This window comes from Nocardioides furvisabuli, from assembly GCF_021083185.1.
In the GTDB taxonomy this organism is placed as follows: domain Bacteria; phylum Actinomycetota; class Actinomycetes; order Propionibacteriales; family Nocardioidaceae; genus Nocardioides; species Nocardioides furvisabuli.
The window spans coordinates 67,731-92,634 of sequence record NZ_JAIGQB010000004.1 but is presented as its reverse complement, the minus strand read 5'-3'; the positions used below and the strand labels follow the sequence as shown (position 1 = coordinate 92,634).

The 24,904-nt window shown below is 73.5% G+C and carries 21 protein-coding genes; 11 read left to right on the top strand and 10 right to left on the bottom strand.

All coding sequences use genetic code 11. The features are described 5' to 3' along the window. Positions 1-63 precede the first annotated feature (63 nt). On the top strand, positions 64-1,479 hold the full coding sequence (locus K4G59_RS09600; protein ID WP_231250755.1) for a threonine/serine exporter family protein: 1,416 nt from the start codon (positions 64-66) through the stop codon (positions 1,477-1,479). Here K4G59_RS09600 and K4G59_RS09595 read toward each other — a convergent pair. From K4G59_RS09595 to K4G59_RS09575, 5 genes are all read right to left on the bottom strand, one after another. After that, on the bottom strand, positions 1,457-2,017 hold the full coding sequence (locus tag K4G59_RS09595) for a ribonuclease FAU-1 family protein (RefSeq protein ID WP_231250754.1): 561 nt from the start codon (positions 2,015-2,017) through the stop codon (positions 1,457-1,459). The genes K4G59_RS09600 and K4G59_RS09595 overlap by 23 nt on opposite strands. Positions 2,018-2,240: 223 nt before the next feature. After that, positions 2,241-3,677 carry a sensor histidine kinase gene (locus K4G59_RS09590; RefSeq protein WP_231250753.1) on the bottom strand — a complete coding sequence of 479 codons (1,437 nt, stop codon included), beginning with the start codon at positions 3,675-3,677 and terminating at the stop codon, positions 2,241-2,243. Beyond that, a complete protein-coding gene (locus K4G59_RS09585; protein ID WP_231250752.1) occupies positions 3,674-4,390 on the bottom strand; it encodes a response regulator transcription factor in 717 nt (238 codons plus the stop codon). The genes K4G59_RS09590 and K4G59_RS09585 overlap by 4 nt, the downstream gene beginning before the upstream one ends. A gap of 69 nt (positions 4,391-4,459) precedes the next feature. Then, on the bottom strand, positions 4,460-5,611 hold the full coding sequence (locus K4G59_RS09580) for an RNA polymerase sigma factor (RefSeq protein WP_231250751.1): 1,152 nt from the start codon (positions 5,609-5,611) through the stop codon (positions 4,460-4,462). A gap of 12 nt (positions 5,612-5,623) precedes the next feature. Then, positions 5,624-6,031, bottom strand: coding sequence for a YciI family protein (locus K4G59_RS09575; protein WP_231250750.1), 408 nt, complete (start codon positions 6,029-6,031; stop codon positions 5,624-5,626). 144 nt (positions 6,032-6,175) lie between these two features. Here K4G59_RS09575 and K4G59_RS09570 point away from each other — a divergent pair, with 144 nt between their 5' ends. The 5 genes from K4G59_RS09570 to K4G59_RS09550 all read left to right on the top strand — a co-directional run bounded on the left by K4G59_RS09570 (position 6,176) and on the right by K4G59_RS09550 (position 13,298). Further along, positions 6,176-6,610, top strand: coding sequence for a hypothetical protein (locus K4G59_RS09570; protein WP_231250749.1), 435 nt, complete (start codon positions 6,176-6,178; stop codon positions 6,608-6,610). A 160-nt stretch (positions 6,611-6,770) separates the two neighbouring features. After that, complete coding sequence (gene hrpA / locus K4G59_RS09565; protein WP_231250748.1) at positions 6,771-10,610, top strand: ATP-dependent RNA helicase HrpA; 3,840 nt, start codon at positions 6,771-6,773, stop codon at positions 10,608-10,610. A 31-nt stretch (positions 10,611-10,641) separates the two neighbouring features. Further along, positions 10,642-11,235: a hypothetical protein gene (locus K4G59_RS09560; protein ID WP_231250747.1), complete on the top strand. Its 594-nt coding sequence runs from the start codon at positions 10,642-10,644 to the stop codon at positions 11,233-11,235. A gap of 131 nt (positions 11,236-11,366) precedes the next feature. Further along, the gene (locus K4G59_RS09555) at positions 11,367-11,846 is read left to right on the top strand and encodes a type II toxin-antitoxin system PemK/MazF family toxin (RefSeq protein ID WP_231250746.1); all 480 of its coding nucleotides are present in this window, start codon (positions 11,367-11,369) and stop codon (positions 11,844-11,846) included. 9 nt (positions 11,847-11,855) lie between these two features. Further along, positions 11,856-13,298: an extracellular solute-binding protein gene (locus K4G59_RS09550; protein WP_231250745.1), complete on the top strand. Its 1,443-nt coding sequence runs from the start codon at positions 11,856-11,858 to the stop codon at positions 13,296-13,298. Positions 13,299-13,300: 2 nt separating this feature from the next. Here K4G59_RS09550 and K4G59_RS09545 read toward each other — a convergent pair whose 3' ends face one another. Both K4G59_RS09545 and K4G59_RS09540 read right to left on the bottom strand, forming a co-directional pair. After that, positions 13,301-14,617, bottom strand: a complete 1,317-nt coding sequence (locus K4G59_RS09545) for an HRDC domain-containing protein (RefSeq protein WP_231250744.1) — start codon at positions 14,615-14,617, stop codon at positions 13,301-13,303. A 3-nt stretch (positions 14,618-14,620) separates the two neighbouring features. Continuing rightward, entirely contained in the window at positions 14,621-15,241 is a 621-nt protein-coding gene (locus K4G59_RS09540) for a DUF3000 domain-containing protein (protein ID WP_231250743.1), read from the bottom strand. Positions 15,242-15,312: 71 nt separating this feature from the next. Between K4G59_RS09540 and hemE the strand changes: the two genes are divergently transcribed. Then, positions 15,313-16,359: a uroporphyrinogen decarboxylase gene (gene hemE, locus K4G59_RS09535; protein WP_231250742.1), complete on the top strand. Its 1,047-nt coding sequence runs from the start codon at positions 15,313-15,315 to the stop codon at positions 16,357-16,359. Positions 16,360-16,374: 15 nt separating this feature from the next. Here hemE and K4G59_RS09530 read toward each other — a convergent pair whose 3' ends face one another. After that, the gene (locus K4G59_RS09530) at positions 16,375-17,427 is read right to left on the bottom strand and encodes an NYN domain-containing protein (protein ID WP_231250741.1); all 1,053 of its coding nucleotides are present in this window, start codon (positions 17,425-17,427) and stop codon (positions 16,375-16,377) included. A gap of 40 nt (positions 17,428-17,467) precedes the next feature. On the opposite strand from K4G59_RS09530, the gene hemG reads away from it, so the two are divergent. Genes hemG through K4G59_RS09515 form a run of 3 tightly spaced genes read left to right on the top strand, consistent with a single transcriptional unit; the run spans position 17,468 to position 20,435 of the window. Continuing rightward, positions 17,468-18,814 (top strand): protoporphyrinogen oxidase, encoded by a 1,347-nt coding sequence (gene hemG / locus K4G59_RS09525; protein WP_231250740.1) that lies wholly within the window; start codon positions 17,468-17,470, stop codon positions 18,812-18,814. Between the two features lie 4 nt (positions 18,815-18,818). Next, the gene (hemQ, locus tag K4G59_RS09520) at positions 18,819-19,538 is read left to right on the top strand and encodes a hydrogen peroxide-dependent heme synthase (protein ID WP_231250739.1); all 720 of its coding nucleotides are present in this window, start codon (positions 18,819-18,821) and stop codon (positions 19,536-19,538) included. Positions 19,539-19,589: 51 nt separating this feature from the next. Next, positions 19,590-20,435, top strand: a complete 846-nt coding sequence (locus tag K4G59_RS09515; protein ID WP_231250738.1) for a hypothetical protein — start codon at positions 19,590-19,592, stop codon at positions 20,433-20,435. A gap of 6 nt (positions 20,436-20,441) precedes the next feature. On the opposite strand, the gene msrB is transcribed toward K4G59_RS09515, so the two are convergent. Beyond that, positions 20,442-20,840 carry a peptide-methionine (R)-S-oxide reductase MsrB gene (gene msrB, locus K4G59_RS09510; RefSeq protein WP_231250737.1) on the bottom strand — a complete coding sequence of 133 codons (399 nt, stop codon included), beginning with the start codon at positions 20,838-20,840 and terminating at the stop codon, positions 20,442-20,444. Positions 20,841-20,892: 52 nt separating this feature from the next. On the opposite strand from msrB, the gene K4G59_RS09505 reads away from it, so the two are divergent. Next, the gene (locus K4G59_RS09505; RefSeq protein ID WP_231250736.1) at positions 20,893-21,975 is read left to right on the top strand and encodes a DNA polymerase domain-containing protein; all 1,083 of its coding nucleotides are present in this window, start codon (positions 20,893-20,895) and stop codon (positions 21,973-21,975) included. A gap of 131 nt (positions 21,976-22,106) precedes the next feature. Here the strand turns inward: K4G59_RS09505 and K4G59_RS09500 are convergent, their stop codons facing one another. Beyond that, complete coding sequence (locus K4G59_RS09500; protein WP_231250735.1) at positions 22,107-24,875, bottom strand: stealth family protein; 2,769 nt, start codon at positions 24,873-24,875, stop codon at positions 22,107-22,109. Between the last annotated feature and the right edge of the window lie 29 nt (positions 24,876-24,904).

The window sequence follows — 24,904 nt, the reverse complement described above, 5'->3', positions numbered from 1 at the left end:
GCGGTCCGCGGGCAGGGCTCACCCCTGTGACCGTGGGCCGACCGGCGGTGCGAGCATGGACCGGTGGACCAGCACGACAGGCTCTCCGGAGACAGCGAACCGACCGAGGAGGCCGAGGCCGCCGCGCGCGCCGAGGCCGCCCGCGAGGTGCACCTGACGATGGACCTGTGCCTGCGGATCGGGGAGATGCTGCTCTCCTCGGGTGCGGGTGCAGCCGACGTCACGGCGACGATGCGCTCGGTCGCCGACCACCTCGGGCTGCGCCAGGCCGAGATCGACGTGACGTTCACGGCACTGTCGATGAGCTTCCAGCGCTCGCCCGACGACGTACCGACGCTGATGATGCGCCACGTGCAGCAGCGCGACATCGACTACGAGGACCTCACCGCCGTCGACCACCTGGTGCGTGACCTCCTCACCGACGAGGCCGACCTCTACCTCGCTCGCTCGCGGATGGCCACCATCGTCTCGCTCGGCCACGCCTTCCCGCGCTGGGCGGTGACCCTCGCGTGGGCCGTCATGGCGGCGGCCGTCGGCGTCTTCCTCGGCGGCGGCCTGGTGGTGTCGGCGGTGGCGGCGGTCGCGGCCACGCTCATCGACCGGGTCCAGATCGTGCTGGCCCGACGCCGGTTGCCGTTCTTCTACCTCCAGGTCGCGGGCGGTGCCATCGCCACGCTGCTGGCGGCGGGGGTGGCCGCCACCCCGATCGAGGTCGATCCCTCGCTGGCGGTGACCGCCAACATCATCATGCTGCTCGCCGGCATCGGCCTGATGGGCGCGGTGCAGGACGCGCTCACCGGCTTCTACCTCACCTCGGGCGCGCGCCTCATCGAGGCGATGATGTCGACCGCCGGCATCATCGCCGGCGTCGCGCTGGGCATCTCGGTGGCCGACGCCCTCGGCTTCGACCTCGGCCGGCTGGTGCCCGGCAAGCTCGGGAGCATCTCCGAGCTCCCGGTGGAGGCGGCCGGCGCCGCCGTCGCAGCGGCCGCCTTCAGCGTGGCCTGCTACGCGCCGCGCCGTGCCGTGCTGCCGATCGCGGTGACCACCGCCGCGGCCGCGCTGGTCTCGCAGGCCGTCGAGCTCAACGGCTTCGGCCGCGTCGCCGGCGCCGGGTCCGCAGCCTTCTTCATCGGCCTCGTCGCCTACGCCGTCGCCGGCCGGGTGCGGGTGCCCCCGCTGGTGGTCGCCGTGCCTGCGATCGTGCCGTTCCTGCCGGGCCTGTCGATCTACCGCGGCCTCACGTTCCTGGCCGACGGCGGCTACTTCGTCTCGCAGGGGATCCTGGCGCTGATGACCGCGATCTCGGTCGCCATCGCACTGGCCTCCGGGGTGATCCTGGGGGAGTACGTCGCCCAGCCGCTCAAGCGCGAGGCCCGCAAGCTCGAGAGCCGGCTCGCCGGCCCGCGCCTGGTCGGGCCGTTCCGCGCGATGACGCGCGCCGAGCGGCGGGCGCTCAGGAAGCAGTCAGACGGCTGAGCTCGGCGAGCCAGCGCTCGTGCGTGCCGTCGTACGGCGCCACACCGGCGCGCACGGCCGCGAGGACCTGGTCGCAGCCGGTCCGCGCCGCCTCGACGACCTCGGCCGGATAGCCGAGGGCGACCTGGTGCTCGGCGAACTCGTCCTCGTCGTCGACGAAGATCTCCCCGGGGCCGGCGTCCATGCGCGGCGGCACCGACGCGGGCAGCTCGGGCGCCATCCGGATCACGTCGAGGTCGAGGTCGACCGCGCGGAGCACGACACCGTCCCAGACGGCGGGGGTCGTGACGTCGACGTAGAGGTCGCACCAGATCCCGGGCGCCTGGAACGTCGGCAGGTGCCACCGCTCAGGCTGCACCAGCGTCACGCACGCGACGGCGGAGTGGAACGCGTGACCGGGGCGGTGGTTGTGGGTGCCCGCCGGGAAGCCGAGCCACTCGCCGTGCTCGTCGGTGCCGAGGAAGATCCCGTCGAACTGCCAGTGCGGGCGATCGCCCCACTTCGTCATCTCGCAGCGGATCTGGGTCCCGGGCTCCATGCCCGACAACCTAGCGACCGGGCACTTCGTCGCGCTCAGAGGCGGTGACCGGGCACTTCGTCGCGCTCAGAGGCGGTGACCGGGCACCTCGTCGCGCTCAGAGGCGGTGACCGGGCACTTCGTCGCGCTGAAGGCAGCCCACCGGGCACTTCCACGCGGTGGAGCTCAGGTCCTGCGCAAGGAAGTGCCCGCTCGGCCGGTTCCAGGGCAAGGAAGCGCCCGGTCAGCGGGGGAGCGTGACGGTGATCGTCGTGTCGCCCGGCGCGCTCGCCAGCGCGACCGTCCCGCCGTGAGCCGCGACGATGGCCTCGACGAGCGAGAGCCCGAGACCGGCGCCGCCGGCGCGCGTGCGGGCGACGTCACCGCGCACGAAGCGCTCGAAGGCACGCGGCGCCAGCTCGGGGGAGAAGCCCGGGCCGTCGTCGTGCACCGTGAAGCCGGACGGGGTCCCGGTGACGGTCACGGTGCTCCCGCCGGGGGTGTGCTTGCGGGCATTGGTGAGCAGGTTGGTGACCACCTGGTGCAGCCGGGCCGCGTCGCCGGTGACGGTGAGCGGCGCGTCCGGCAGGGAGAGCCGCCACTGGTGGTCGGGGTCGACGACACGGGCGTCGTCGACCACCTCGAGCAGCAGGCGCGACAGGTCGACCGGCTCGCGCTCGAGCGGTCGCCCGGAGTCGAGCCTCGCCAGCAGCAGCAGGTCCTCCACCAGCGCCGTCATCCGCGCCGACTCGGTCTCGACCTTGGCCAGGGCGGTGCCGGTGGTCTCGGGCCGCCGGCGGGCCAGCTCGGTGTAGCCGGCGATCGTCGCCAGCGGCGTACGCAGCTCGTGCGAGGCGTCCGCGACGAACTGCCGCACCTGCTGCTCGCTGCGGTGGCGCTGGGCGAGCGAGGACTCGACGTGGTCGAGCATCGCGTTGAGCGCCGAGCCGACCTGGCCGATCTCGGTGCGCTCGTCGGTGAGTCCCGCCGGCACCCGTTCGGCCATCTCGATCTCCCCGGACGCCAGCGGCAGCTCCGCGACGCGGTGCGCCGTGGCCGCGACCTCACGCAGCGGTGCCAGCTGGCGGCGTACGACGACCACAGCGGCGACCGCGGCGAGCGCGATGCCGACGAGGGTGGCGAGCAGCTCGAGCCGCAGCAGGTCGGCGACGGTGTCCTCGACCTCGTCGAGCGGCAGCCCGGCGACGACCTGCCCGCCCTCGAGGTCGGCGACCGCCACGCGGTAGGTCCCGAGGCCGGGCAGCCGCACCGTGCGCAGGTCGCGGTCCGTGCCCTCGAGCCCCGACAGCGCGGCGAGCTGCTCGTCGGTCAGGGCGGTGGAAGCGACCCAGCCGCGACCCTCGCGCTCGGACAGCACCATGCCCCGCGGGGTCGCGTCGTCCGGCAGGACGGCCGACAGCGAGCCCAGCTCCTGGCCGGGACCGAAGTCGTCGTCACGGGTCCCGGCGGGCGCCTGGGGTCTCGGAGCGCCGGGGCCCTCGAGAGTGCGTGACAGCGCGGCGCGCACGTCCTGGTCGAGGCGGCGGTCGAGGTTCTCCCGCATCGCGATGGTGGTGGCCGTGCCGATCGCCACGGCCGTGACGGCGACGAGCAGCACCACCACGGCGACGAGCCGGGTGGTGAGGGTCAGCGGGCGGCCCGGGACGCGGAGCTGCTTCACGGCGCCGGCTTGAGGACGTAGCCCGCGCCGCGCATGGTGTGGATCATCGGGTCGCGGCCGGCGTCGACCTTCTTGCGGAGGTAGGAGATGTAGAGCTCGACCACGTTGGCCTGCCCGCCGAAGTCGTACTGCCACACCCGGTCGAGGATCTGCGCCTTGCTCAGCACCCTGCGCGGGTTGCGCATGAGGAAGCGCAACAGCTCGAACTCGGTCGCGGTCAGGCTGATCTCCTCACCCGCGCGGTGCACCTCGTGGCTGTCCTCGTCGAGGGTGAGGTCGCCGACCACGAGCACGTTGCCCGCGTCGGCCTGGGCGGCGGTGCCGCCGCGGCGGATCAGCCCGCGCAGCCGCGCCACGACCTCCTCCAGCGAGAAGGGCTTGGTGACGTAGTCGTCGCCGCCGGCGGTCAGCCCGGCGACGCGGTCCTCGACGGCGTCCTTGGCGGTGAGGAAGAGGACGGGCACGTCGCTGCCGTCGGCGCGCATCCGGCGCAGCACCTCGAGGCCGTCGAAGTCCGGCAGCATGATGTCGAGGACGACCGCGTCCGGGCGGAAGTCGCGTGCCGCCGACACCGCGTCGGTGCCGGTGTGCGCCATGCGGAGCTCCCAGCCCTCGTAGCGCAGCGCCATCGCGAGGAGCTCGGCGATGTTGACCTCGTCGTCCACGACGAGCACGCGCACGGGGGAGCCGTCGGGTCGGGTGAGCTGCTGCATGGCAGCATCCTGCCGTCGATTCCTGTGTGGTTGCTGTGCGACTCCTGTCGGCTACCTCAGTCCTGTCGGCTACCTCAGCGAAGAGTTCAGCCGCGCGGCCTGCCTGGTGAGGTGGGTCTTCTCCGCGAGGTTGGTCGCGAGGGCGGCCGCCTCGGTGTAGAGCCGCGCAGCGAGCGCGTGCGCGCCGTCCTTCTCGTGGAGGTACGCCGCCACGGCCCGGTGGCGCGGCAGGGCGGGGTCGACCTCGTCGAGCGCCGCGAGGCCCGCGCGGGCGCCGTCCGCCTCACCGACGGCGACGGCCCGGTTGAGGCGTACGACCGGGCTGGCGGTCAGCGCCAGCAGCTCGTCGTACCACTCCAGGATCTGCACCCAGTCGGTCTCCGCGGCGCTCGCCGCGTCGGCGTGGAGGGCCGCGATCGCGGCTTGGAGCTGGAGCTCGCCGCGGCGCTCCCGGGCCAGCGCGGACTGCAGGATCGTCACGCCCTCGGCGACCAGGTCGCGGTCCCACCGCGTGCGGTCCTGCTCGGCGAGCGGGACCAGGGAGCCGTCGGGACGGATCCGTGCAGGTCGCCGGGCGTGGTGGAGCAGCATCAGGGCCAGCAGGCCGTCGTTCTCGGGGTCGTCGACGAGCACGGCCAGCTGCCGGGCCAGCCGGATCGCCTCGGCGGCGAGGTCGACGTCGCCGGAGTAGCCCTCGTTGAAGACGAGGTAGAGCACCCGGCGGACGGTGGCCAGGTCGCCCGGGCGGTCGAAGGACGCCTGCGCGACCGCGCGCTTCGCCCGGCTGATGCGCTGCGCCATCGTCGCCTCGGGCACGAGGTAGGCCTCGGCCACCTGCCGCGTCGTCAGCCCCGCGACCGCCCGCAGCGTCAGCGCCACCGCAGAGGCCGGGCTGAGCGCCGGGTGGGCGCACAGGAAGAGGACCTCCAGCGTGTCGTCGGTGTCGCGTGCCGGGCCGGAGGCAGGCTCGACCTCCACGGCGACCTCGCGCCGCTCGCGCGCGGTCTCGGAGCGTACGACGTCGAGGAAGCGCCGCCACGCGACCGTCACCAGCCAGCCCTTCGGGTCGTGGGGCGGGTCGGCGGGCCAGGTCCGCAGCGCCTCCACCAGCGCCTCCTGGACCGCGTCCTCGGCCGCCGCGAAGACTGCTCCGCGACGGACGAGGACGCCGATGACCGCAGGGACCAGCTCCCGCAGCGGCGCCCCGTAGAACGGATCCATCGGGTGCGGGCGTCAGTCCCCGGTGGCGGACGGGGCGCCGTAGAAGGGGCGCACCTCCAGCCACTCGTGGATCGGGCGGCCACCGGCGCCGGGCGCCAGCGACAGCTCGCCGGCGAGCTCGACGGCGCGGTCCCACCCGTCGACGTCGACGACGTACCACCCGGCGATGAGGTCCTTGGTCTCGGCGAAGGGCCCGTCGGTGACCGGCCCGCGCCCCTGGTCGTCAGCCCGCACGAAAGCGCCCTCGGGGGAGAGGGCCTGCGCGTCGACGAGCTCGCCGTCGGCCTCGAGCCGCTCGCCGAAGGCCTCCATGAAGGCCATGTGCGCGTCGACCTCCTCGGGGGTCCAGCGGTCCATCGGGACATCGTTCACGGTCGCGGGGGTGCCGCGGTAGTGCTTGAGGATCAGGTACTTCGGCATCTCGTTCTCCAGGGTCAGGTGCAGCCCATCATGGCCGCGTCCACCCCGGGGTCGGAGCCGCCGGCGTGTTCTCGACATCCGGGTCAGGGTGATCTCACGGCCTGCCCACAGGTCGCGCACAGCATCGACGCGCACGCTGCTGCCATGAGCGACGGCGACCAGACCCAGCCCGTACGACCCGGGGCCCCGGCCCCGACACCGGCCCCGACACCGGCACCGCCTCCTGCCGCGGAGGCGCCGAGCGGGTCCGCGGACGGACCTGGGGCCGCGCCGACGGCCGAGCGCCGCGGCTTCCGCGAGCGGCTGCGCACCCTGCGCCGCAGCGACGGGAGCCGTACGTTCGGCCTGGCCGCGCTGATCGCCTCCGCGCTGGCCGGGGTGATCGTGGGCGGCCTCGGGTTCGCCGCCGTGCACGCGGTGAGCGACGACCGCGGCCGCGACCGTGACCGCGGTGCGTGGGTGGAGCGGCGCGGCGACGACGGGCCCGGCGAGCGGGGCCTGCGCCGCGGCCCCCGCGGCGTACCCGGTCAGCTGCCCCCGACGACCGTGCCCCAGGACGACGACAGCGTGAACTCCTGAGCATCGCGGGCACGTGGGCGGGGCCCGTGGCCGGGGGTTGTCAGGCTCTTCCGGAGGTTGTCAGGCCGTGCAACCCCTGACAACCTGAGGGATCCCCGGCCGACCGGGGATCCCAAGCCGGACCCGGTCGCCCACACACCGCTTGCCGCCGTGGGCGAGAATGTCGCCCGTTGTGAAGATCATCTATCCGCCGGAGCTCCCGGTCTCCGCGCGCCGCGACGACATCGCCGCGGCCATCCGCGACCACCAGGTCGTGGTCGTGGCCGGCGAGACCGGCTCGGGCAAGACCACCCAGCTGCCGAAGATCTGCCTCGAGCTCGGCCGCGGGAAGGGCCGTGCCGAGGGCGGCGGGCTCATCGGCCACACCCAGCCGCGCCGCATCGCCGCCCGCTCGGTGGCCGAGCGGATCGCCGAGGAGCTCGGCACCGAGCTCGGTGACGTCATCGGCTACCAGGTCCGCTTCACCGACCGCACGAGCCGGGCGAGCCGGGTCAAGCTGATGACCGACGGCATCCTGCTGGCCGAGCTCCAGCGCGACCGCGACCTGCGCAAGTACGACACAATCATCATCGACGAGGCCCACGAGCGCAGCCTCAACATCGACTTCCTGCTCGGCTACCTCAAGCGCCTGCTGCCGCGCCGTCCCGACCTCAAGGTGATCATCACCAGCGCCACCATCGACGTGGACCGCTTCGCCGAGCACTTCGGCGAGGGGAGGAGCCGCGCGCCGGTGGTCGAGGTCTCGGGGCGTACCTATCCCGTCGAGGTCCGCTACCGCCCGCTGCTGGAGCTACCGGAGGACGACGAGGAGGGCGAGCCGGTCCAGCGCGACCAGACCGAGGCGATCCTCGACGCGGTGCGCGAGCTGTCCGCGGAGGGGCCCGGCGACGTGCTCGTCTTCCTGCCCGGCGAGCGCGAGATCCGCGACACCGCCGACGCGCTGGAGGCCTTGCAGAGCGACCGGCTCGAGGTCGTGCCGCTCTACTCCCGCCTCAGTGCGGCCGACCAGCACAGGGTGTTCTCCAGCCACCCCTCGACCGTGCGCCGCGTCGTGCTCGCGACCAACGTCGCCGAGACGTCGCTGACCGTGCCCGGCATCCGCTACGTCGTCGACACCGGCGTCGCGCGGATCAGCCGCTACTCCGTGCGCACCAAGGTGCAGCGCCTGCCGATCGAGCCGATCAGCCAGGCCTCTGCCAACCAGCGCTCGGGTCGCTGCGGCCGCGTCGCGGAGGGCATCGCGATCCGCCTCTACTCCGAAGAGGACTTCGAGGCCCGCCCCGCGTTCACCGACCCGGAGATCCTGCGCACCAACCTCGCCAGCGTCATCCTCCAGATGGCCTCGCTGCGCCTGGGCGACATCGCGCGCTTCCCCTTCGTCGAGCCGCCGGACCGCCGCAACATCAAGGCCGGCACCGACCTGCTCGAGGAGCTCGGAGCCGTGACGGCGGCGGGCCGGCCCGCGGACGGCCACCGTCCCGGCGTACGCCTCACGCAGGTCGGCAAGCGGCTCTCCCGCCTGCCGATCGACCCGCGCCTGGGCCGGATGATCCTCGAGGCCGAGCGGCTCGGCTGCGTGCGCGACGTGCTGGTCATCGCGGCCGCGCTCTCCATCCAGGACCCGCGCGAGCGGCCGGAGGAGCAGCGCGCCCAGGCCGACCAGCTGCACGCCCGCTTCACCCACGAGTCCAGTGACTTCCTCACCTGGCTCAACCTCTGGCGCCACGTCAAGCAGCAGCAGAAGGAGCTGTCCTCGAGCGCCTTCCGCCGCATGTGCAAGCGCGAGCACCTGAACTACATGCGGATGCGCGAGTGGCAGGAGTACGAGTCCCAGCTGCGCCAGGTGGCCAAGGAGATGGGACTCGAGATCGGCCACCCCTCGGACACCCCCGACGAGGACGGCATCCACCAGGCGCTGCTGTCCGGTCTGCTCAGCCACATCGGCGCGCTCGAGGAGCGCGACAAGGCCAAGCCGGGGGAGCGGCGTGCGATGCGGGAGTACGTCGGCGCCCGCAACGCGCGCTTCGCGATCTTCCCCGGCAGCGTGCTCAAGCGGCGCAACCCGGCCTTCCTGATGAGCGCCGAGCTCGTCGAGACCTCGCGGCTGTGGGCGCGGCAGAACGCCGCCATCCAGCCCGAGTGGGCCGAGCGGCTCGGCGCGCACCTGGTCAAGCGGACCTTCTCCGAGCCGCACTGGTCGCGCAAGCGCGCCGCGGTGATGGCCCGCGAGCGGGTCACGCTCTACGGCGTGCCGCTGGTCGCCGACCGTCTGGTGCAGTACGGCCGGATCGATGCGCCGCTGGCCCGCGAGCTCTTCATCCGCCACGCGCTGGTGCAGCGCGAGTGGGACTCCCGCCACCGGTTCCTCGCCGAGAACGCCCGCCTGCTCGAGGAGGCCGAGGAGCTCGAGCACCGTGCGCGGCGCCGCGACATCGTCGTCGACGAGGAGACGCTCTTCGAGTTCTACGACGCCCGTGTGGGCGCTGACGTCGTCAGCGGCCAGCACTTCGACCAGTGGTGGAAGCGGGCGCGCCAGGAGCGGCCGGACCTGCTCACCTTCGACCCCGCGATGCTCACCCACGACACCGCCGACCAGGTGCGTACGCACGACTTCCCGACCCAGTGGCTCTCGGAGGGCCCCGGCACCCACGAGGCCGGGCTGACCTTCCCGATCAGCTACCACTTCGAGCCGGGCTCCGAAGCCGACGGCCTCACCATCGACGTGCCCGTCGCCACCCTCAACCGGGTCGAGGCCGAGGACTTCTCCTGGCTGGTGCCGGGCCTGCGCGAGGAGCTGGTCACCGAGCTGATCCGCTCGCTGCCGAAGAGCCTGCGTGTCGCGATGGTGCCGGCCCCCAACACCGCGCGCGAGTTCCTCGCCGCCACCCCGCCCGGCGCCGAGCCGCTGCTCGACGCCTTGGAGCGCTTCGCGCGGAGCACCCGCAGCCTGGTCATCGACCGCGAGGCGTGGGACTGGTCGAAGGTGCCCGAGCACCTGCGCCCGACCTACCGCGTCGTCACCGAGGAGGGTGCCGAGGCCGGTCGCGGCAAGGACCTCGACGCCCTCAAGGAACCGCTGCGTCCGACCTTCGAGCGCGCGATGGCGGACGTGGCCGCGGACTCCGGCGTCACGGCGACGGGTCAGGTGTCGTGGACCTTCGGCACGATCGAGGAGTCGTTCGTGCAGCGCCGTGCGGGTCACGAGGTGCGCGGCTTCCCCGCGCTCGTCGACGAGGGCGCGACGGCCGGCCTCCGGGTCCTGGCGACTGCCGAGGAGGCCGCCGCCCACCACCGCCTCGGCGTACGCCGCCTCGTGCTGCTCGCGCTCGGTCCCGCCGACCCGGTCGACGCCGTGCTGGCCGCCGCAGGGCTCGACCAGCGCGCCAAGCTCGCGCTGGTGGGCTCTCCCTACCCCTCGGTCGCCGACCTCCTCGACGACCTGCGCGCCGGGATCGTCGGCGAGGTCGTGGACTCCCGGCCGGCGGTGCGCGACGAGGGGGCGTACGACGCCCTCGTGGCCGCGGCACGCGACGCGGTCGCCGAGGGCAGGAGCATCGCGGTGCACGACGTGATGCGCGTCCTCGAGGCCTGGCGCGCCTGCGACAAGGCGATCTCCGGGCGCGCCGACCTCGCCACCCTCCCTGCCCTCACCGACATGCGCGCCCAGGTCGGACGGCTGATGGGTGCAGGGTTCGTGGGCGAGGCGGGTGTCAGCCGGCTGCGCGACTACCCCCGCTACCTCGCCGGCGTGGTGCACCGGCGCGAGCGGCTCGACGCGCAGGTCGCCCGCGACCGGCAGCTGATGGACCAGCTCGCGGGTCTTCAGGAGGCCTGGCTGCACGCGGTGGCCGCGCTGCCCGAGGGCCAGCCGGTGCCGCGCCACCTGCGTGAGTCGCGCTGGCTGCTCGAGGAGTACCGCATCTCGCTGTTCGCCCAGCAGCTCGGCACGCGCGAGAAGGTCAGCGACCAGCGCATCCGCAAGGTCATGGGCACGACCTAGTTGTACCCGGCCAGGACCTAGGCTGGGGCGGGTGAGCGACCGCACCCACCACCGCCCGATGACGCCCGGCGCCGGCTTCTTCGCCGAGATCGACGGGGGTGCCGACCCGGCGGTGCTGCGCGAGGCCGGCGACCTCGCCGCCACGGTCCTGGTCCGCGGGGCGCGCAGCTCCGACGACCCGGCCCTGGCCGAGCGCATCGTGCACCTCGCCGAGGCCGAGGGCCTCGAGACGCTCGCCGAGGTGTGGTCGGGGGCCCCGGCCGACACGCTCGCGGGGAGCCTGTGGCGGCTGTTCCTGCTGCGTTCCTGGGTCCACGCCGCGCCCGAGCGGGTCGCGAAGGAGTACGACGCCGGCCAGCGCCGCGTCGACGTGGCCCGGGTCGTCGCCGGGGTCGCCGACCCGCCCGGTCCCGAGGAGCTGCGCAGCATGGTCGACGAGGTCCTGCGCGGCATCGCCGGAGGCGACTTCGCCGTCACCCTCTTCCGGGCGGCGGCCTTCGCGCGGATCGTCGCCGCGGGCCGGGCGGCCCTCGGGTCCCCGCACGAGGAGATCACCCGGATGCTGGTGCTCTCGGAGCAGCTGGAGGCGGCCGGTCAGGGGGAACTGCGCCACGCACTGGGATGAGGCGTTAAAATATCGGTGCGAGTGCGTCGGGCTGTGGCAGCCCCGGGTCCCACAATAAGCCGCTACGAGCGGCCACGCGCCGTGAGGCGCTCCCGGTCCGGCGCACTCGCACACACCTCTAGTCTCGGGGCATGAGCCTCCTGCGCCGTGTCGCCTCCCTCATCTCCGGAGCCACGTCGGGCACCGCGTCCCCGGCACCGTCGAGCGCTCCCCCCGGCGGGGTCTCCTCGCGCTACGCCCCCGAGATCGACGGCGAACCCGACCCGGGCGAGGTCGTCTGGGCGTGGGTGCCCTACGAGGACGACCCCAGCCAGGGCAAGGACCGCCCGGTCCTGGTGCTCGACACCGCGGGGGACGGGGAGGCAGACGGCTGGGTCGGGCTGATGCTCAGCAGCCAGGACCACGACCGCGACGCCGCCGACGAGGCGCGCCACGGCCGTTACTGGATGGACATCGGCTCCGGCGGCTGGGACTCCCAGGGGCGTCCGAGCGAGGTGCGCCTCGACCGGCTCATCCACCTCGAGCGCGACGGCGTACGCCGTGAGGGTGCCGCGCTGGACGCCCGGATCTTCGACGAGGTGGTCGCGGCGGTCCGTGGGCTGTCCCGTTAGGGTTTCGCCGTGTCCGGTCGTCGCGTTGCCTGTCTGTTCCCCCGCGCCCGAGCGCGCCGTGCCGCCCTGGTCGGCACCGCCCTCGTGGTCGCGCTGACCACTGCCGCGTGCACCGGTGACGCCGACCCGGGCCTGCAGCCCGCCCCGTCGCCGACCCAGGGCGAGGGCAAGGGCCAGGGCGGCGATTCGGAGAAGTCGCGCAAGATCGTCTTCGGTGCCTACGGCAGCGAGGAGGAGGTCGCGGCCTTCCAGAGCGTCGTCGACTCCTTCAACGCCAGCTCCACCACCCGCCAGGTCAGCCTCCGGTCGTGGCCCGACCACGAGTCCGCGCTCGCGGACGTGCTCGCCGGAGACGCGCCGGACGCCTTCCTCACCTCGCGCATCGACCTCGACCAGCTCGTGGAGGCCGAGGCGCTCCAGCCGGTGAGCCTGCTGCTCGACGAGCGCGGCGTCGACTTCGGCGACCGCTTCTCCCGCGACGCCGTCGACGCGTTCGCCATGGACGACGAGCTGCAGTGCATGGCCTACTCGGTGTCCCCGATGGTCATCTACTACAACACCGACATCGTCGACTTCGACCGCATGGAGCGGCGCGAGCTCGACGTGCCCACGCCCAACGACGACGGCGTGCTCGACCGGTGGACGCTGGCGGAGTTCGGGGCCGCGGCGACCTTCGCCTCGCGTCGCGGTGACCGCCGCGGCGTCTGGATCGACCCGACCCTGCGGGGCCTGGCGCCCTTCATCTACTCCGGCGGTGGCCAGGTCTTCGACGACGACCGTGACCCCACCTCGCTCGCCTTCTCCGACGACGGCACCCGCCAGGCGCTCGAGCAGACGCTGGAGATCCTGCGCGACCCCACGATCACGCCGACCAACGCCCAGCTCGCCCGGGCGACGCCCGTGCAGCTGTTCAAGCGTGGCGAGCTCGCCATGGTCGCCGGCTTCCGCAACCTCGTCCCGGAGCTCCGTGAGGCCGAGGACCTGGAGTTCGACGTGATGCCGATGCCGACCATCGAGGACCGTGCGACCGTCGGCGACATCAGCGGCCTGTGCATCTCCTCGGAGTCCGACGACATCGGTGACGCGGCCGACTTCATCGCCTACGCCGTCTCCGACGCCGCCATCGCCACGGTCGCCGAGACGGGCTACATCGTGCCGGCCAACACCCAGGTCGCCGCCTCCGACGACTTCCTGGCCCCCGAGGCCGAGCCGGCCAACTCCGTCGCCTTCAACGCCAGCATCCGCTACATGGTCGTCCCGCCCTTCATCGACCAGCGCGACGAGCTGGTGGAGGCCGTCACCCCCCTGCTCGAGCGTCTCGTCACCGCGCCCGGGATCCTCGACCTCGAGCAGGTGACCGAGGAGATCGACCTCGCCTCGCGTGCGGTCCTCTCCCCCGAGGAGGAGGAGACCGAGGAGACCGAGTCGCCGAGCGAGAGCCCGACGGAGTAGGCCTACTCCTCGGCGTCGACGGGGTCGGTCTCGGTCTGGGCCTCGGCGCCGAGGATGGCACCGACGAGCGCCCCGGTGATCAGCTCGGCCTGCCAGGGCCGCGCGCCGTACGACGCCAGCTGGGCGCGCACGGCCTCGGCCAGCCCGGCGGGCTCCCGGGTCTCCGGCGGCGTCCACATCAGCCGGCGGAGGTAGTCGGGGGTCAGCAGGTTCTCGACCGGCAGGTGGTGGACCTCGGCGAGGTTGAGCATCGCCTCGCGTGCGGCCTTGAAGCGGCGGTCGGCCACGGGCTCACGCTCGGCCCAGGTGCGCGGGTGCGGAGGCCCGTCGCCGCGCGGTGCTCGGGTGGGCAGCTCGTCCTCGGACATCTCGCGCACCCGCTGGAGCGCATCGACCCAGGTCGAGGAGTAGCGGCTGGCGCCGCGGCCGTGGAAGCCCTGCGTCGCGAGCAGCGCGCGGCGGTCGGTCGGCATCGCGGTGGCGGCGGCGACGATCGCGGAGTCGGGCAGGATCCGCCCCGGCGTGACGTCGCGCTCGGCAGCGATCGCGTCGCGTGCCTCCCACAGCGCCCGCGCCGCGCCGAGGGCCCGTCGCCCGCGCAGCCGGTGCACGCCCGACGTACGCCGCCACGCGTCGACGCGCACGGCGGGCTCGAAGCCGAGCAGGTTCTCGAACTCCTGGCGCGCCCACTCGGCCTTGCCGGCCTTCTCGAGCTCGGTGACCATGTGCTCGCGCAGCTCGAGGAGTACCTCGACGTCGAGCGCGGCGTAGTCGAGCCACGGCTTGGGCAGCGGGCGGGTCGACCAGTCGGCCGCGGAGTGCTCCTTGCGCATGCGCAGGCCGAGCACGGTCTCCACGAGCGTGGCCAGGCCCACCCGCGGGTAGCCGAGCAGCCGGCCGGCGAGCTCGGTGTCGAAGATGCTGGTGGGGGCGAGGCCGACCTCGCGTAGGCACGGCAGGTCCTGGGTGGCGGCGTGGAGGATCCACTCGGCGTCGCCGAGCGCCTCCTGGAGCGGGGCCAGGGTGGTCAGCGGGATCGGGTCGACCAGCCAGGTGCCGGCGCCCTCGCGGCGCAGCTGGATCAGGTAGGCGCGGTTGGAGTAGCGGTAGCCCGAGGCACGTTCGGCGTCGATGGCGATGGGACCGGTGCCGGCGGCGAGCGCCGCGCACGCCTCGGCCAGCCGGGCGTCGGTCTCGACGACCTCGGGCAGGCCGTCGCGCAGCTCGAGCAGGGGAGCGGGAGGGGCCTCGGGCTCGACAGCCACAGGTACGGCGTCAGCCGCGACGGTCTCGGGCTCGGTGTCGGGGGTGTCGGGCATCGCTCAGCTGCCGCGCTGCCCGCGCCGACTGGGGATGGCGATGACGCCCTCGGGCACCGGCGGCAGGCCGACGGCGGTGCACAGCAGCTCGCCCCAGGCCTCCACGTGCGCAGTCATGTCGAGCGCGTCGTCCTCGCCGACGTCGGGCGTCCACGACGCGCGGATCTCCACCTGCGCGGTGCCGGCCTCGTCGGCCATGCCGCCGAAGCTCTCGGTGTTCACGCAGGTCACGGTGCCGGAGGCGGCGTGGTAGCCGGCGCCGTGCGCCTCGAGCGCCTCGGTCAGCCACGACCAGCCGACCGCGGCCAGCATCGGGTCGGCCCCGAGCTCGGGGTCGAGGTCGGCCCGCGCGTAGGCCACGCAGCGGTAGGTGCCGTCCCAGGCGTCGTTGCCGGCCGGGTCGTGCAGCAGGATCAGCCGGCCGGTGCCGAGGTCCTCGTCGTCGACGGTGACGTCGGCGCTCAGCGCGGACGACCACGGTGCGATGCGCTGCGGCGCCGGCATCTCCTCGCAGAACACCTCGGGGCGCAGTGAGGCCCGACGCATGGTCTCCACCGCCGCGCGGAACTCCGCGGGTCCAGCCGCGGCAGCACTGCTCGGGTGGGTCTCGTGACGGGCCACCATGGGGCCAGAGTAGGCCAGTCCCGGCGTCTGCCGATGTGCCGCCACGCCGCCTGACCTGCGAAGATTCCCACGTGACCGTCGCCGCTCCCGCTCCCCACCCCGGACTGTCCGAGAGCCCGTTCCTGCGGGCCGCACGCGGGGAGCAGCCGGCCCACACGCCGGTGTGGTTCATGCGGCAGGCGGGGCGCTCGCTCCCGGAGTACCTCGAGGTCCGCGAGGGCATCGGCATGCTCGAGTCCTGCATGGACGCCGACCTCGTCACCGAGATCACCCTCCAGCCCGTGCGCCGCTACGGCGTCGACGCCGCGATCTTCTTCTCCGACATCGTGCTGCCGCTCAAGGCGGTCGGGGTCGACCTCGACATCGTGCCGGGCGTCGGCCCGGTCGTCGCCTCGCCGGTGCGCACCCTCGCCGACGTCGAGGCGATCCCCGACCTCACGCCGGGGCACGTGCCCTTCATCTCGCAGGCCGTGCGCCAGCTGACCGCCGAGCTCGGCGCCACGCCGCTGATCGGCTTCGCCGGGGCGCCCTTCACCGTCGCGTCCTACCTCGTCGAGGGCGGCCCGTCGAAGGAGCACGCGAAGACGAAGGCGATGATGTTCGGTGCTCCCGACGTGTGGGACGCGCTGATGCGCAAGATCGCGGGCATCGCCGCGGCCTACCTCCGCATCCAGGTCGAGGCCGGCGCCTCCGCGGTGCAGCTCTTCGACTCCTGGGCCGGTGCGCTCACCCCGGCCGACTACCGCGCCTCGGTCATGCCCCACTCCGAGCGGGTCCTCGCGGCAGCCGGTGAGCTCGGCGTGCCGCGGATCCACTTCGGGGTCGGCACCACCAACCTCCTCGGCCTGATGGGGGAGGCCGGCGCCGACGTCGTGGGCGTCGACTGGCGTACGCCGATGGAGCAGGCGATCCCGCTCGTGGGGGACCGGGTGGTCCAGGGCAACCTCGACCCGACGCTGGTCTTCGCACCCACCGAGGTGATGACCTCACGCGCAGCCGAGATCATCGAGGCCGGACGGGCGGCGAAGGGCCACATCTTCAACCTCGGCCACGGCGTGATCCCCTCGACCGACCCCGACCAGCTGAAGCGGCTCACGGAGTTCGTGCACGCCCACTGACCGAGGTCACCGTCCTCAGTCCGGCGCGACGGCCTTCTTCGCGGTCCTGGTCGCCGCCGCCTTCGCGGCAGCGCGCGACGTACGCGTCGTGGTGGTGACCCGGGGCACCTGGGGCTCCTCCGGGGCCGGGGCCGCAGCCGGCTCCGCGGGCGGGGTCGCGGGGGCAGCCTTCTTCGCGGCCCGCTTCCGGGTGGCCTGCTTCTTCGCCGGTGCCTTCTCCGCCGTCTTCTCGGCAGTCTGCGTGGGCGCCTTCTCGGCCGACTTCTCCGCCGACTTCTCCGCCGTCTTCTCCGCCGCCTTGGCCGGCGCCTTGGCCGGGGCCTTCGCGGACGCCTTGGTCTTGCCCTTGACCCGCACGAGCAGCGCGCCGCCCTCGATCATGTTCTCGAGGTAGGGCTGGGCGGCCAGGAGGCCCTGGAGCCCGCGGTGCCCGTAGTTGCGGGGGTCGAGCGAGGGATGGGTGCGGCTGAGGTGCTTGCCGATCGCGCCGGGGGCCGCCCAGCCGTCGTCGCCGCCCACCGCGTTGACGGCCTTGGTCAGCGCGCTCTGGAGGTTGACCTCCGGGACCTGGTCGGGCTCCTCGGTCGAGGTCTCGGCGTCGTCGGACCCGGTCACCGAGGCCGGGTCGCTGAGCGACTCGAGCCGGATGAAGCGGTCGCAGGCGTTCTGCAGCGACGCCGGGGTCTTCTTCTCGCCGAGGCCGTAGACGACCTTGCCGGACTCGCGCAGGCGGAGCGCGAGGCTGGTGAAGTCGCTGTCGCTGGTGACGAGGGCGAAGGCCTCCACGTTGCTGGCGTAGAGCAGGTCCATCGCGTCGATGATCATCGCCGAGTCGGTCGAGTTCTTGCCGCGGGTGAAGGCGCCCTGGTGCATGCCGCGGATGGCGCGGAGGTTGAGCTCGTTGCCCCAGCCCTTGAGACGGTCCGAGGACCAGTCGCCGTAGGCGCGCTTGATCGTCGGGTTGCCGAACTTCGCGATCTCGTCGAGGAGCGCCTCGGCGTAGGAGTGCGAGGTGTTGTCGGCGTCGATCAGCACGGCGATCCGGTCGGAGCTCACGTTGGGGTCCACAGGCCGCAGCCTAGGTGCAGTCGGCGCCTAGGCTTGCCACGTGCGCGACGTGGTGGTCATCGGTGGGGGAGTCGCAGGACTGGTCGCGGCCCGCGACCTCGCCGCGACCGGGCGCGACGTGCTGCTCCTGGAGGGGGCCCCGGTCCTGGGCGGCAAGCTGCGCAGCGCGGAGGTCGCCGGCCTCACCGTCGACGTGGGCGCGGAGGCGATGCTCGCCCGCCGTCCCGAGGGTGTCGCCCTCGCCGCCGGCCTCGGAGCCGACCTCGTCCACCCGACCGCGACGAGCTCCGCCGTCTGGTCCCGCGGCGCGCTGCGGGCGATGCCGCGCTCGCTCATGGGCGTGCCGTTCGACCTCGACCAGCTGGCCGCCAGCGAGGTGCTCAGCCCCGAGGGCCTGGCCCGCGCGACCCACGAGTCGGACACCGCCGTCGACGACGACATGTCCGTGGGCGACCTGGTCGCCGCCCGCCTGGGCGACGAGCTCGTCGACCGTCTCGTCGAGCCCCTGCTCGGCGGGGTGTACGCCGGCCACGCCCGCCGCATCTCGGCCGCGGCCGCGGTGCCCCAGCTGCTCGCGATGGCGCGGCGCGGCCGCCTGCTCGAGCAGGCCGCCGCCGTGCCGACGTCGAGCGCACCGGTCTTCGCGTCGCTGCCCGGCGGGATGGGCCGCCTGCCCGGCCTGCTCGTGCAGGACGGCGGCTTCGAGGTCCGCACCTCGGCCACGGTGCGCGCGCTGGCGCGCACGGCGTCGGGCTGGGCGCTCACCGTCGGTCCCACCACCCGCACCGAGACCGTCGAGGCGACCGAGGTCGTGCTCGCCACGCCCCCTGCGCCTGCGGCCCGCCTGCTCGCCGGTGTCGCGCCCGACGCCTCCGCCGCGCTCGCCGGGATCGGGACCGCGAGCGTCGCGGTCGTCACGCTGGTGCTCCGCGCCCAGGACCTGCCGGACACGCTCTTCGACCGCTCGGGCTTCCTCGTCCCGCCGCTGGAGCGGGCCACCATCAAGGCCTCGACCTTCTCCTTCGCCAAGTGGGCGTGGGTGCGCGACCTCGACCCCGACCTGGTCGTGCTGCGCACCTCGCTCGGACGCCACGGCGAGGAGACGACGCTCCAGGCCGACGACGAGGGGCTGGTCCGCGTCTCGCTGGCCGACCTCACCGCCCTGGCAGGGATCACCGCCAGGCCGGTCGACACGCACGTGCAGCGGTGGGGCGGCGCGCTCCCCCAGTACGCCGTCGGCCACCTCGAGCAGGTGGCGCGGATCCGCGCCGACGTCGCGCGCCGGCCCGGGCTCGCGGTCTGCGGGGCGGCGTACGACGGGGTGGGCATCCCGGCGGTCATCGGCTCGGCCCGCCGGGCTGTGGCCTCGGTCACCGGGGCAGAATGAAGCCATGGCCACCGACCCGACCGCTGAGAAGACCAACGCCGCCCGCACCCGGGAGCTCAACGACACCATCCGCTACACGATGTGGTCGGTCTTCAGGCTCCGCGACGTCCTCGGCGACGCCGACCGCGAGGCCGAGGCGACCGACGTCGAGGCCCTCTTCGAGGTGCTGGCCGAGCAGGACGTGAAGGTCCGCGGCCTCTACGACGTCAGCGGCCTGCGCGCCGACGCCGACGTGATGGTCTGGTGGCACGCCGAGGACTCCGAGCAGCTCCAGGCCGCCTACAACGCTTTCCGCCGCACCGCCTTCGGCCGTCGGCTCGACCCGGTGTGGTCGCAGATGGCGCTGCACCGCCCGGCGGAGTTCAACAAGTCGCACATCCCGGCCTTCCTCGCCGACGAGGAGCCGCGCGCGCACGTCTGCGTCTACCCCTTCGTGCGGTCCTACGAGTGGTACCTCCTCGAGGACGCCGAGCGTCGCGCGATGCTCGCCGAGCACGGCCAGATGGCCCGCGGCTACGCCGACGTGCGCGCCAACACCGTCGCGTCCTTCGCCCTCGGTGACTACGAGTGGCTGCTGGCCTTCGAGGCCGACGAGCTGCACCGCATCGTCGACCTGATGCGCGACCTGCGTGCCTCGACCGCGCGCCGCCACGTGCGCGAGGAGGTGCCGTTCTACACCGGCGCCCGGGTCTCGCCGGCCGAGCTCCTCGCCCGTCTGCCCTGAATCGGTCCTGCGCGGGTGGAACGGGTGGGCGGAGCGGTGCGTCACACCACCATGACCCTCCGACACGTCGTCGCAGCCCTGGCCCTGACCCTCCCGCTCGCCGCGTGCTCCACCGAGGAGGAGATGAGGGCCGTGGACCCCTCGGGGTCCGGTGACCCCGCAGCCGCGACGTCGGGCGCGGCACCGACACCCGTCCCGGACGGCGAGGTCCGCACGAACGGCCTGGTCACGGTGCTCGACGACGGCGACGGCCCCGAGATGTGCCTGGGCGCCATCGCGGAGTCCTACCCGCCCCAGTGCGGCGGACCGGCGCTCGCGGACTTCGACTTCGGCGACGTGGGCGCGGAACGGGCCTCGGGCGTGACCTGGGGCTCCTACGCCCTCACCGGCACCTTCGACCAGACGACCTTCACCGTCACCGACGCGATCCCGGCGGCGCTCTACGACGTGGTGGCCGAGCCCGAGGCCGGCGGGCTGGAGCCCGCCTGCGAGACGCCTGCCACCACCGACACCACGAGGACGACGCCGCAGGACATGGACGCCACGCTCGCCGCGGCCTCCGCGCTGCCGACGTACGCCACCGCGTGGTTGAGCGGCGCCACGATCAACGTCGCCGTGACCGAGGACGCCGCGGGCGCCGAGGCCGAGCTGCGCCGGACGTGGGGCGGGATGCTCTGCGTGACCACCGTGGAGCGCACCGAGGCCGACCTCGACCGGGTCAACCGGGAGCTCCAGTCCGCGCTCGGAGACGCCCTGCTGACGAGCGGCTCCTACGCCCCCGACTCCCTCGACGCCCAGGTCGTCTTCGACGACGGGTCCATCCAGGCGTGGGCGGACGAGACCTGGGGCGAGGGCCTGGTGAAGGTCACCTCCGCGCTGCAGCCGGTCGAGGGCTGAGCCGGACTACTTCTTCTCGCTGAGCGTGATGCTGATCGAGTTGATGCAGTAGCGGTCGCCGGTGGGCGTGCCGAAGCCGTCGGGGAAGACGTGGCCGAGGTGCGAGCCGCACGTCGCGCAGCGGACCTCCACGCGCTTCATGCCGTGCGAGGTGTCCTCGATGTACTCCACGGTGTCGGTCATCGGCTGGTAGAAGCTCGGCCAGCCGCAGCCGGAGTGGAACTTGGTGTCGCTGGTGAACAGCTCCGAGCCGCACGCCTTGCACGAGTAGGTGCCCTCGGTCTCGGTGTCGGTGTACTCACCGGTGAAGGCACGCTCGGTGCCGGCCTGGCGCAGCACCGCGTACTCCTCGGGGCTGAGCTCCTCGCGCCACTGCTCATCGGTCTTCTGCACGTCATAGGCCATGTCCCCGAGTTTACGGCCGCACCCCAGCGCACCCGCCCGCTAGGTTGGGGTGATGGCGAAGGCGTCGGAGGCGTACGTCCAGGCGGGGGAGCGCGAGGTCAGGATCTCCTCTCCGGACCGGGTGATCTACGAGGCGACCGACCACACACCCGCGGTGACCAAGCTCATGGTCGCGGAGTACGTCACCAGCGTCGAGGAGGGCTTGATGCGTGCCTTGCGCGACCGGCCCACCGCGCTCGAGCGCTGGACCTCCGGAGTCCGCCCCGGCATGAAGCTCGCCACCGGACCGCAGGACCGCAACGCCGACGCGTTCTACCAGAAGCGGGTGCCCAAGGGCGCTCCCGACTACCTCGAGTCCGTCCAGATCACCTTCCCCTCGGGGCGCACCGCCGAGGAGATCTGCCCGACCGAGATCGCCGTGCCGGTGTGGTGCGCGCAGATGGGCACGCTGACCTTCCACCCGTGGCCGGTGCGCCGGGCCGACGTGGACCACCCCGACGAGCTGCGCATCGACCTCGACCCCCAGCCCGGCACGTCCTTCGCCGACGCCGTACGCGTGGCGGGCGCTGCCCGCGAGCTGCTGGCGGACCTCGGCATGACCGGCTTCGCGAAGACCTCGGGCAACCGCGGGATCCACGTCTACGTCCGGATCGAGCCGCAGTGGGAGTTCGCCGAGGTGCGGCACGCGGCCATCGCCTTCGGCCGCGAGCTGGAGAAGCGCGACGACGGCGTGACGACCGCGTGGTGGAAGGAGGAGCGGGGGGAGCGGATCTTCGTCGACTTCAACCAGAACACCCGCGACCGCACCATCGCCTCGGCCTACTCGCTGCGGCCGCTGCCCGGGGCGCCGGTCTCGACGCCGCTGGCGTGGGACGACCTCGCCGGCCTCACCGACCCGCACGAGCTCAACCTGTTCTCGGTGCCGTCGCGCCTCGCCGTCGACGGCGACCCGTGGGCCACCATCGACGACGTGCACCACTCGCTCCAGCCGCTGCTGGACCTGTGGGAGGAGCACCCGGTCGAGCTCAACTACCCGCCCGACCACCCCAAGATGCCGGGCGAGCCGCCGCGGGTGCAGCCGAGCAAGAAGGTCGAGTCGCACTGGGACGCCGAAGGGAACCGGATCGCCGACTGAGTCCGGGCCACGCCCGCGGAGCGGTGAGTGGGACATCTTCTGCGCGCCGGGAACCTGTCTCACTCACCGCTCGACCACGGCCTTCTGTCCGAGCGGTGAGCAGTGCAGGTCCCTGACCTCGAGAACCTGTCTCACGCACCGCCCGGGCCGAGCTCCCAGGGCGCGGCGATCGGGAAGTACTGCTGCAGGAAGTCCGTGAGCAGCCCGTCGGCGCGCTCCTCGTCGAAGGCCGCGACCAGGTTGTCGGCGACGCAGAAGAAGTCGCGGTCGCGCCGGAGCATCGCCTTCAGCTGCACCGGGAGCTGCTGGTGGCCGAGGTCGACGTAGCCGTGGTGCGCGCCCGCCCGGAAGGCCTGCCCGGTGATCAGTCCGTAGCTCTGGGCGAAGGACGACAGCAGCGAGAGGTCGCTCGCCGAGCGGAACGGAGCGTCGGTGGTGCGGGCCACCTCCTCGGGGAAGCGGTCCGCGATCTCCTCCAGCGTCGTACGCCGCTGGGGGTGCGGGCTGTGCATCATCGTGTGGGTCAGCGTCACGCCGAAGGCGTCGGCCAGCACGCGGCGGTTGTTCTGCGCCGCCGAGAGGTAGGGGCGGTCGTCGGTGCCGGGGAGCCCTACGGCGCGGTGGTCGGCGACGAAGGCGGCGTAGTGCCCACCGGGGGTGAAGAAGTGCTCCGGGCGTCGCGGCCGACCGAGGAAGACGTCGTCGTTGACGTAGACGAAGTGCTCGGCGAGGTCGGGCACGGCGTGCAGCCGAGTCTCGATGGCGTGCGAGCTGAAGGTCGGCAGCGCGGACGCCGGGAGGATGTCGCGGTGGTCGACCATCGCGATCGCCGGGTGCGAGGTGTCGAGCCAGTCCGGCACCTGCCCGGCGGTCACCAGGTGGATGCGGCGCACCCACGGAGCGAAGAGGTGGATGCTGCGCATCGAGTAGCGAAGCTCGTCGCGACTGCGGTAGCGCGAGGCGCCACCGGCGCGCGCGCTGGGCGTGCCGCCGAGGCCGGTGATGCGGGCGTCGCGGGCGGCCAGCCACTCCTCGTCGTCGCCGTCGACCCAGGTGTGGACGACGTCGACGTCGAAGCGGACGTCGTCGACGGTCGGCAGCGCCATCACCTCGAGCGTCGGCACCTCGACGCCCTCCACCTCGATGGTGGTGCGGGGCGTGCCCGCGGGCACCCGGTCGCCGAAGCGGTTCATCGACGGGGCGAGGAGGTCGCCGTCGGGGGACTCCTCCCAGAACTGCACGCCGACCTCGGCGCCCTCGGCGAGCAGCCCACCGTGCCCGCCGCGCACCGGCCACGGCTCGAGGAAGAGCGAGGCGGTGCGGGTGCGGGCCAGGTCGTCGGTCATCGCCGCGACCGTGCCGCGGCGCTCGTGCCAGCCCCGCTCGGCCGGGTCGCGCACCGAGAGCCAGTCGGACACCGACCCGGCGGCCAGCGCGGCGAGGAAGGCCTGTCGGCGCGAGGACGGCACGACGACCACGGGGTGCGGGTCGAGACCGCGCGCGGGCAGCACGAACCAGCCGTCCCCGGTGGCCGCGGCTGCGGAGGTCAGGGCGGTGAGCGCCGTCGTACGCGCCTCGGCGGGCGTGATGCCTGCGGCGCCGTCGGTCTCGGGCAGGTCGCCGAGCGGACCCGGACGCAGGCCGTGCAGCACCCGGCGCGGGGCCAGCGGGTCGGCCCGCCGCGCGGTCGCGCGGCGGAACACCTCGACCCACTCGCGGGCCAGCGTCGGGCCGTCCCAGCGCTGCGCGCGGACCAGAGCGGCCTCGCCGAGGCGGGTGCGCAGGTCGTCGTCGGTGGCGATCCGCAGCATCGCGGCGGCGAGCGCCGCCTTGGAGGCCGGCGGGACGAGCAGGCCGTCGACGTCGTGGGTGATGATCTCGCGCGGGCCGGACGGGCAGTCGTAGGACACCGCCGGGACGCCGGCCGACATGGCCTCCTGCAGCACGAGGGGGTAGCCCTCACCCCGCGAGGCGAGCACGGCCACGCTCGTGCGGGCCCACTCCGAGGCCAGGTCGTCGGTGGAGCCGGGCAGCTCCACGCGGTCCTCGAGGCCGAGCTTGCGGACCTGGGCGGCGAGGTTGTCCGCGCGGGGGCCGTCACCCCAGATCCGCAGGGTCCAGCCGGGGACCTGCTCGTGGATGCGCCAGAACGCGTCGACGACGTGCTCGAACTGCTTCTCCGGCGCGAGCCGCCCGGCGGTGACGAAGGCCTTCTGGTCCAGCGGCGAGCGCGGCTGCGGGTGCGCCGGCAGCGGGTTGGGCACGACGATCAGCTCGGGCGCGGCGCCGCCGAGGCGACCGGCCAGCCAGCGCGACATCGACTCGGTCAGCGACACCACGATGTCGGCGCGCGGGGCGAACTCCAGCAGGGCGCCGAGGTCGTTGACCCGGCTGGAGGAGGCCCGGTGCTCCTGGTGGACCAGCGCGACGTCGGCGGGCGCGAGCTGTGCGACCACGGCGAGGAGCTCGGGGGTGGTGGTGACCAGCACGTCGGCGTCGATCGCGGCGAGGGCCTCGCGCATCGTGGCGTCGGTGAGGCCGTTGTAGAGGGCGTCCCAGCTGCGCGGCACGATCACCGACTCGCGCTGGCCCAGCTCCTCGGGGTGGCGACCGGAGACCGCGACGGGCCGCTCTCCGCGTACGTCGACGAGGTAGTGGACCTCGACCCCGTCGGCGAGCGGGTAGTGGGTCGACGTGCCGCTGCGCGTCACGCTGAGGATGCGGATCCGGTGGCCCTCACCGAGGCCGGCGAGGGCGTTGGCCTGCTCGATGCCCGAGCGCGCGGTCCCGCCCATGCCGTCGGCGTTGAAGAGGACGAGGACGACGTCGAGCGGGCTGTCGCGGCGCGCGCGGCGCACGGCGGCGCGCACCTTCCCCCCGAGCCGGTCGGTGAGTGCCACGTGTCGTCGGTCCTGTCCGGTGGAGGTGT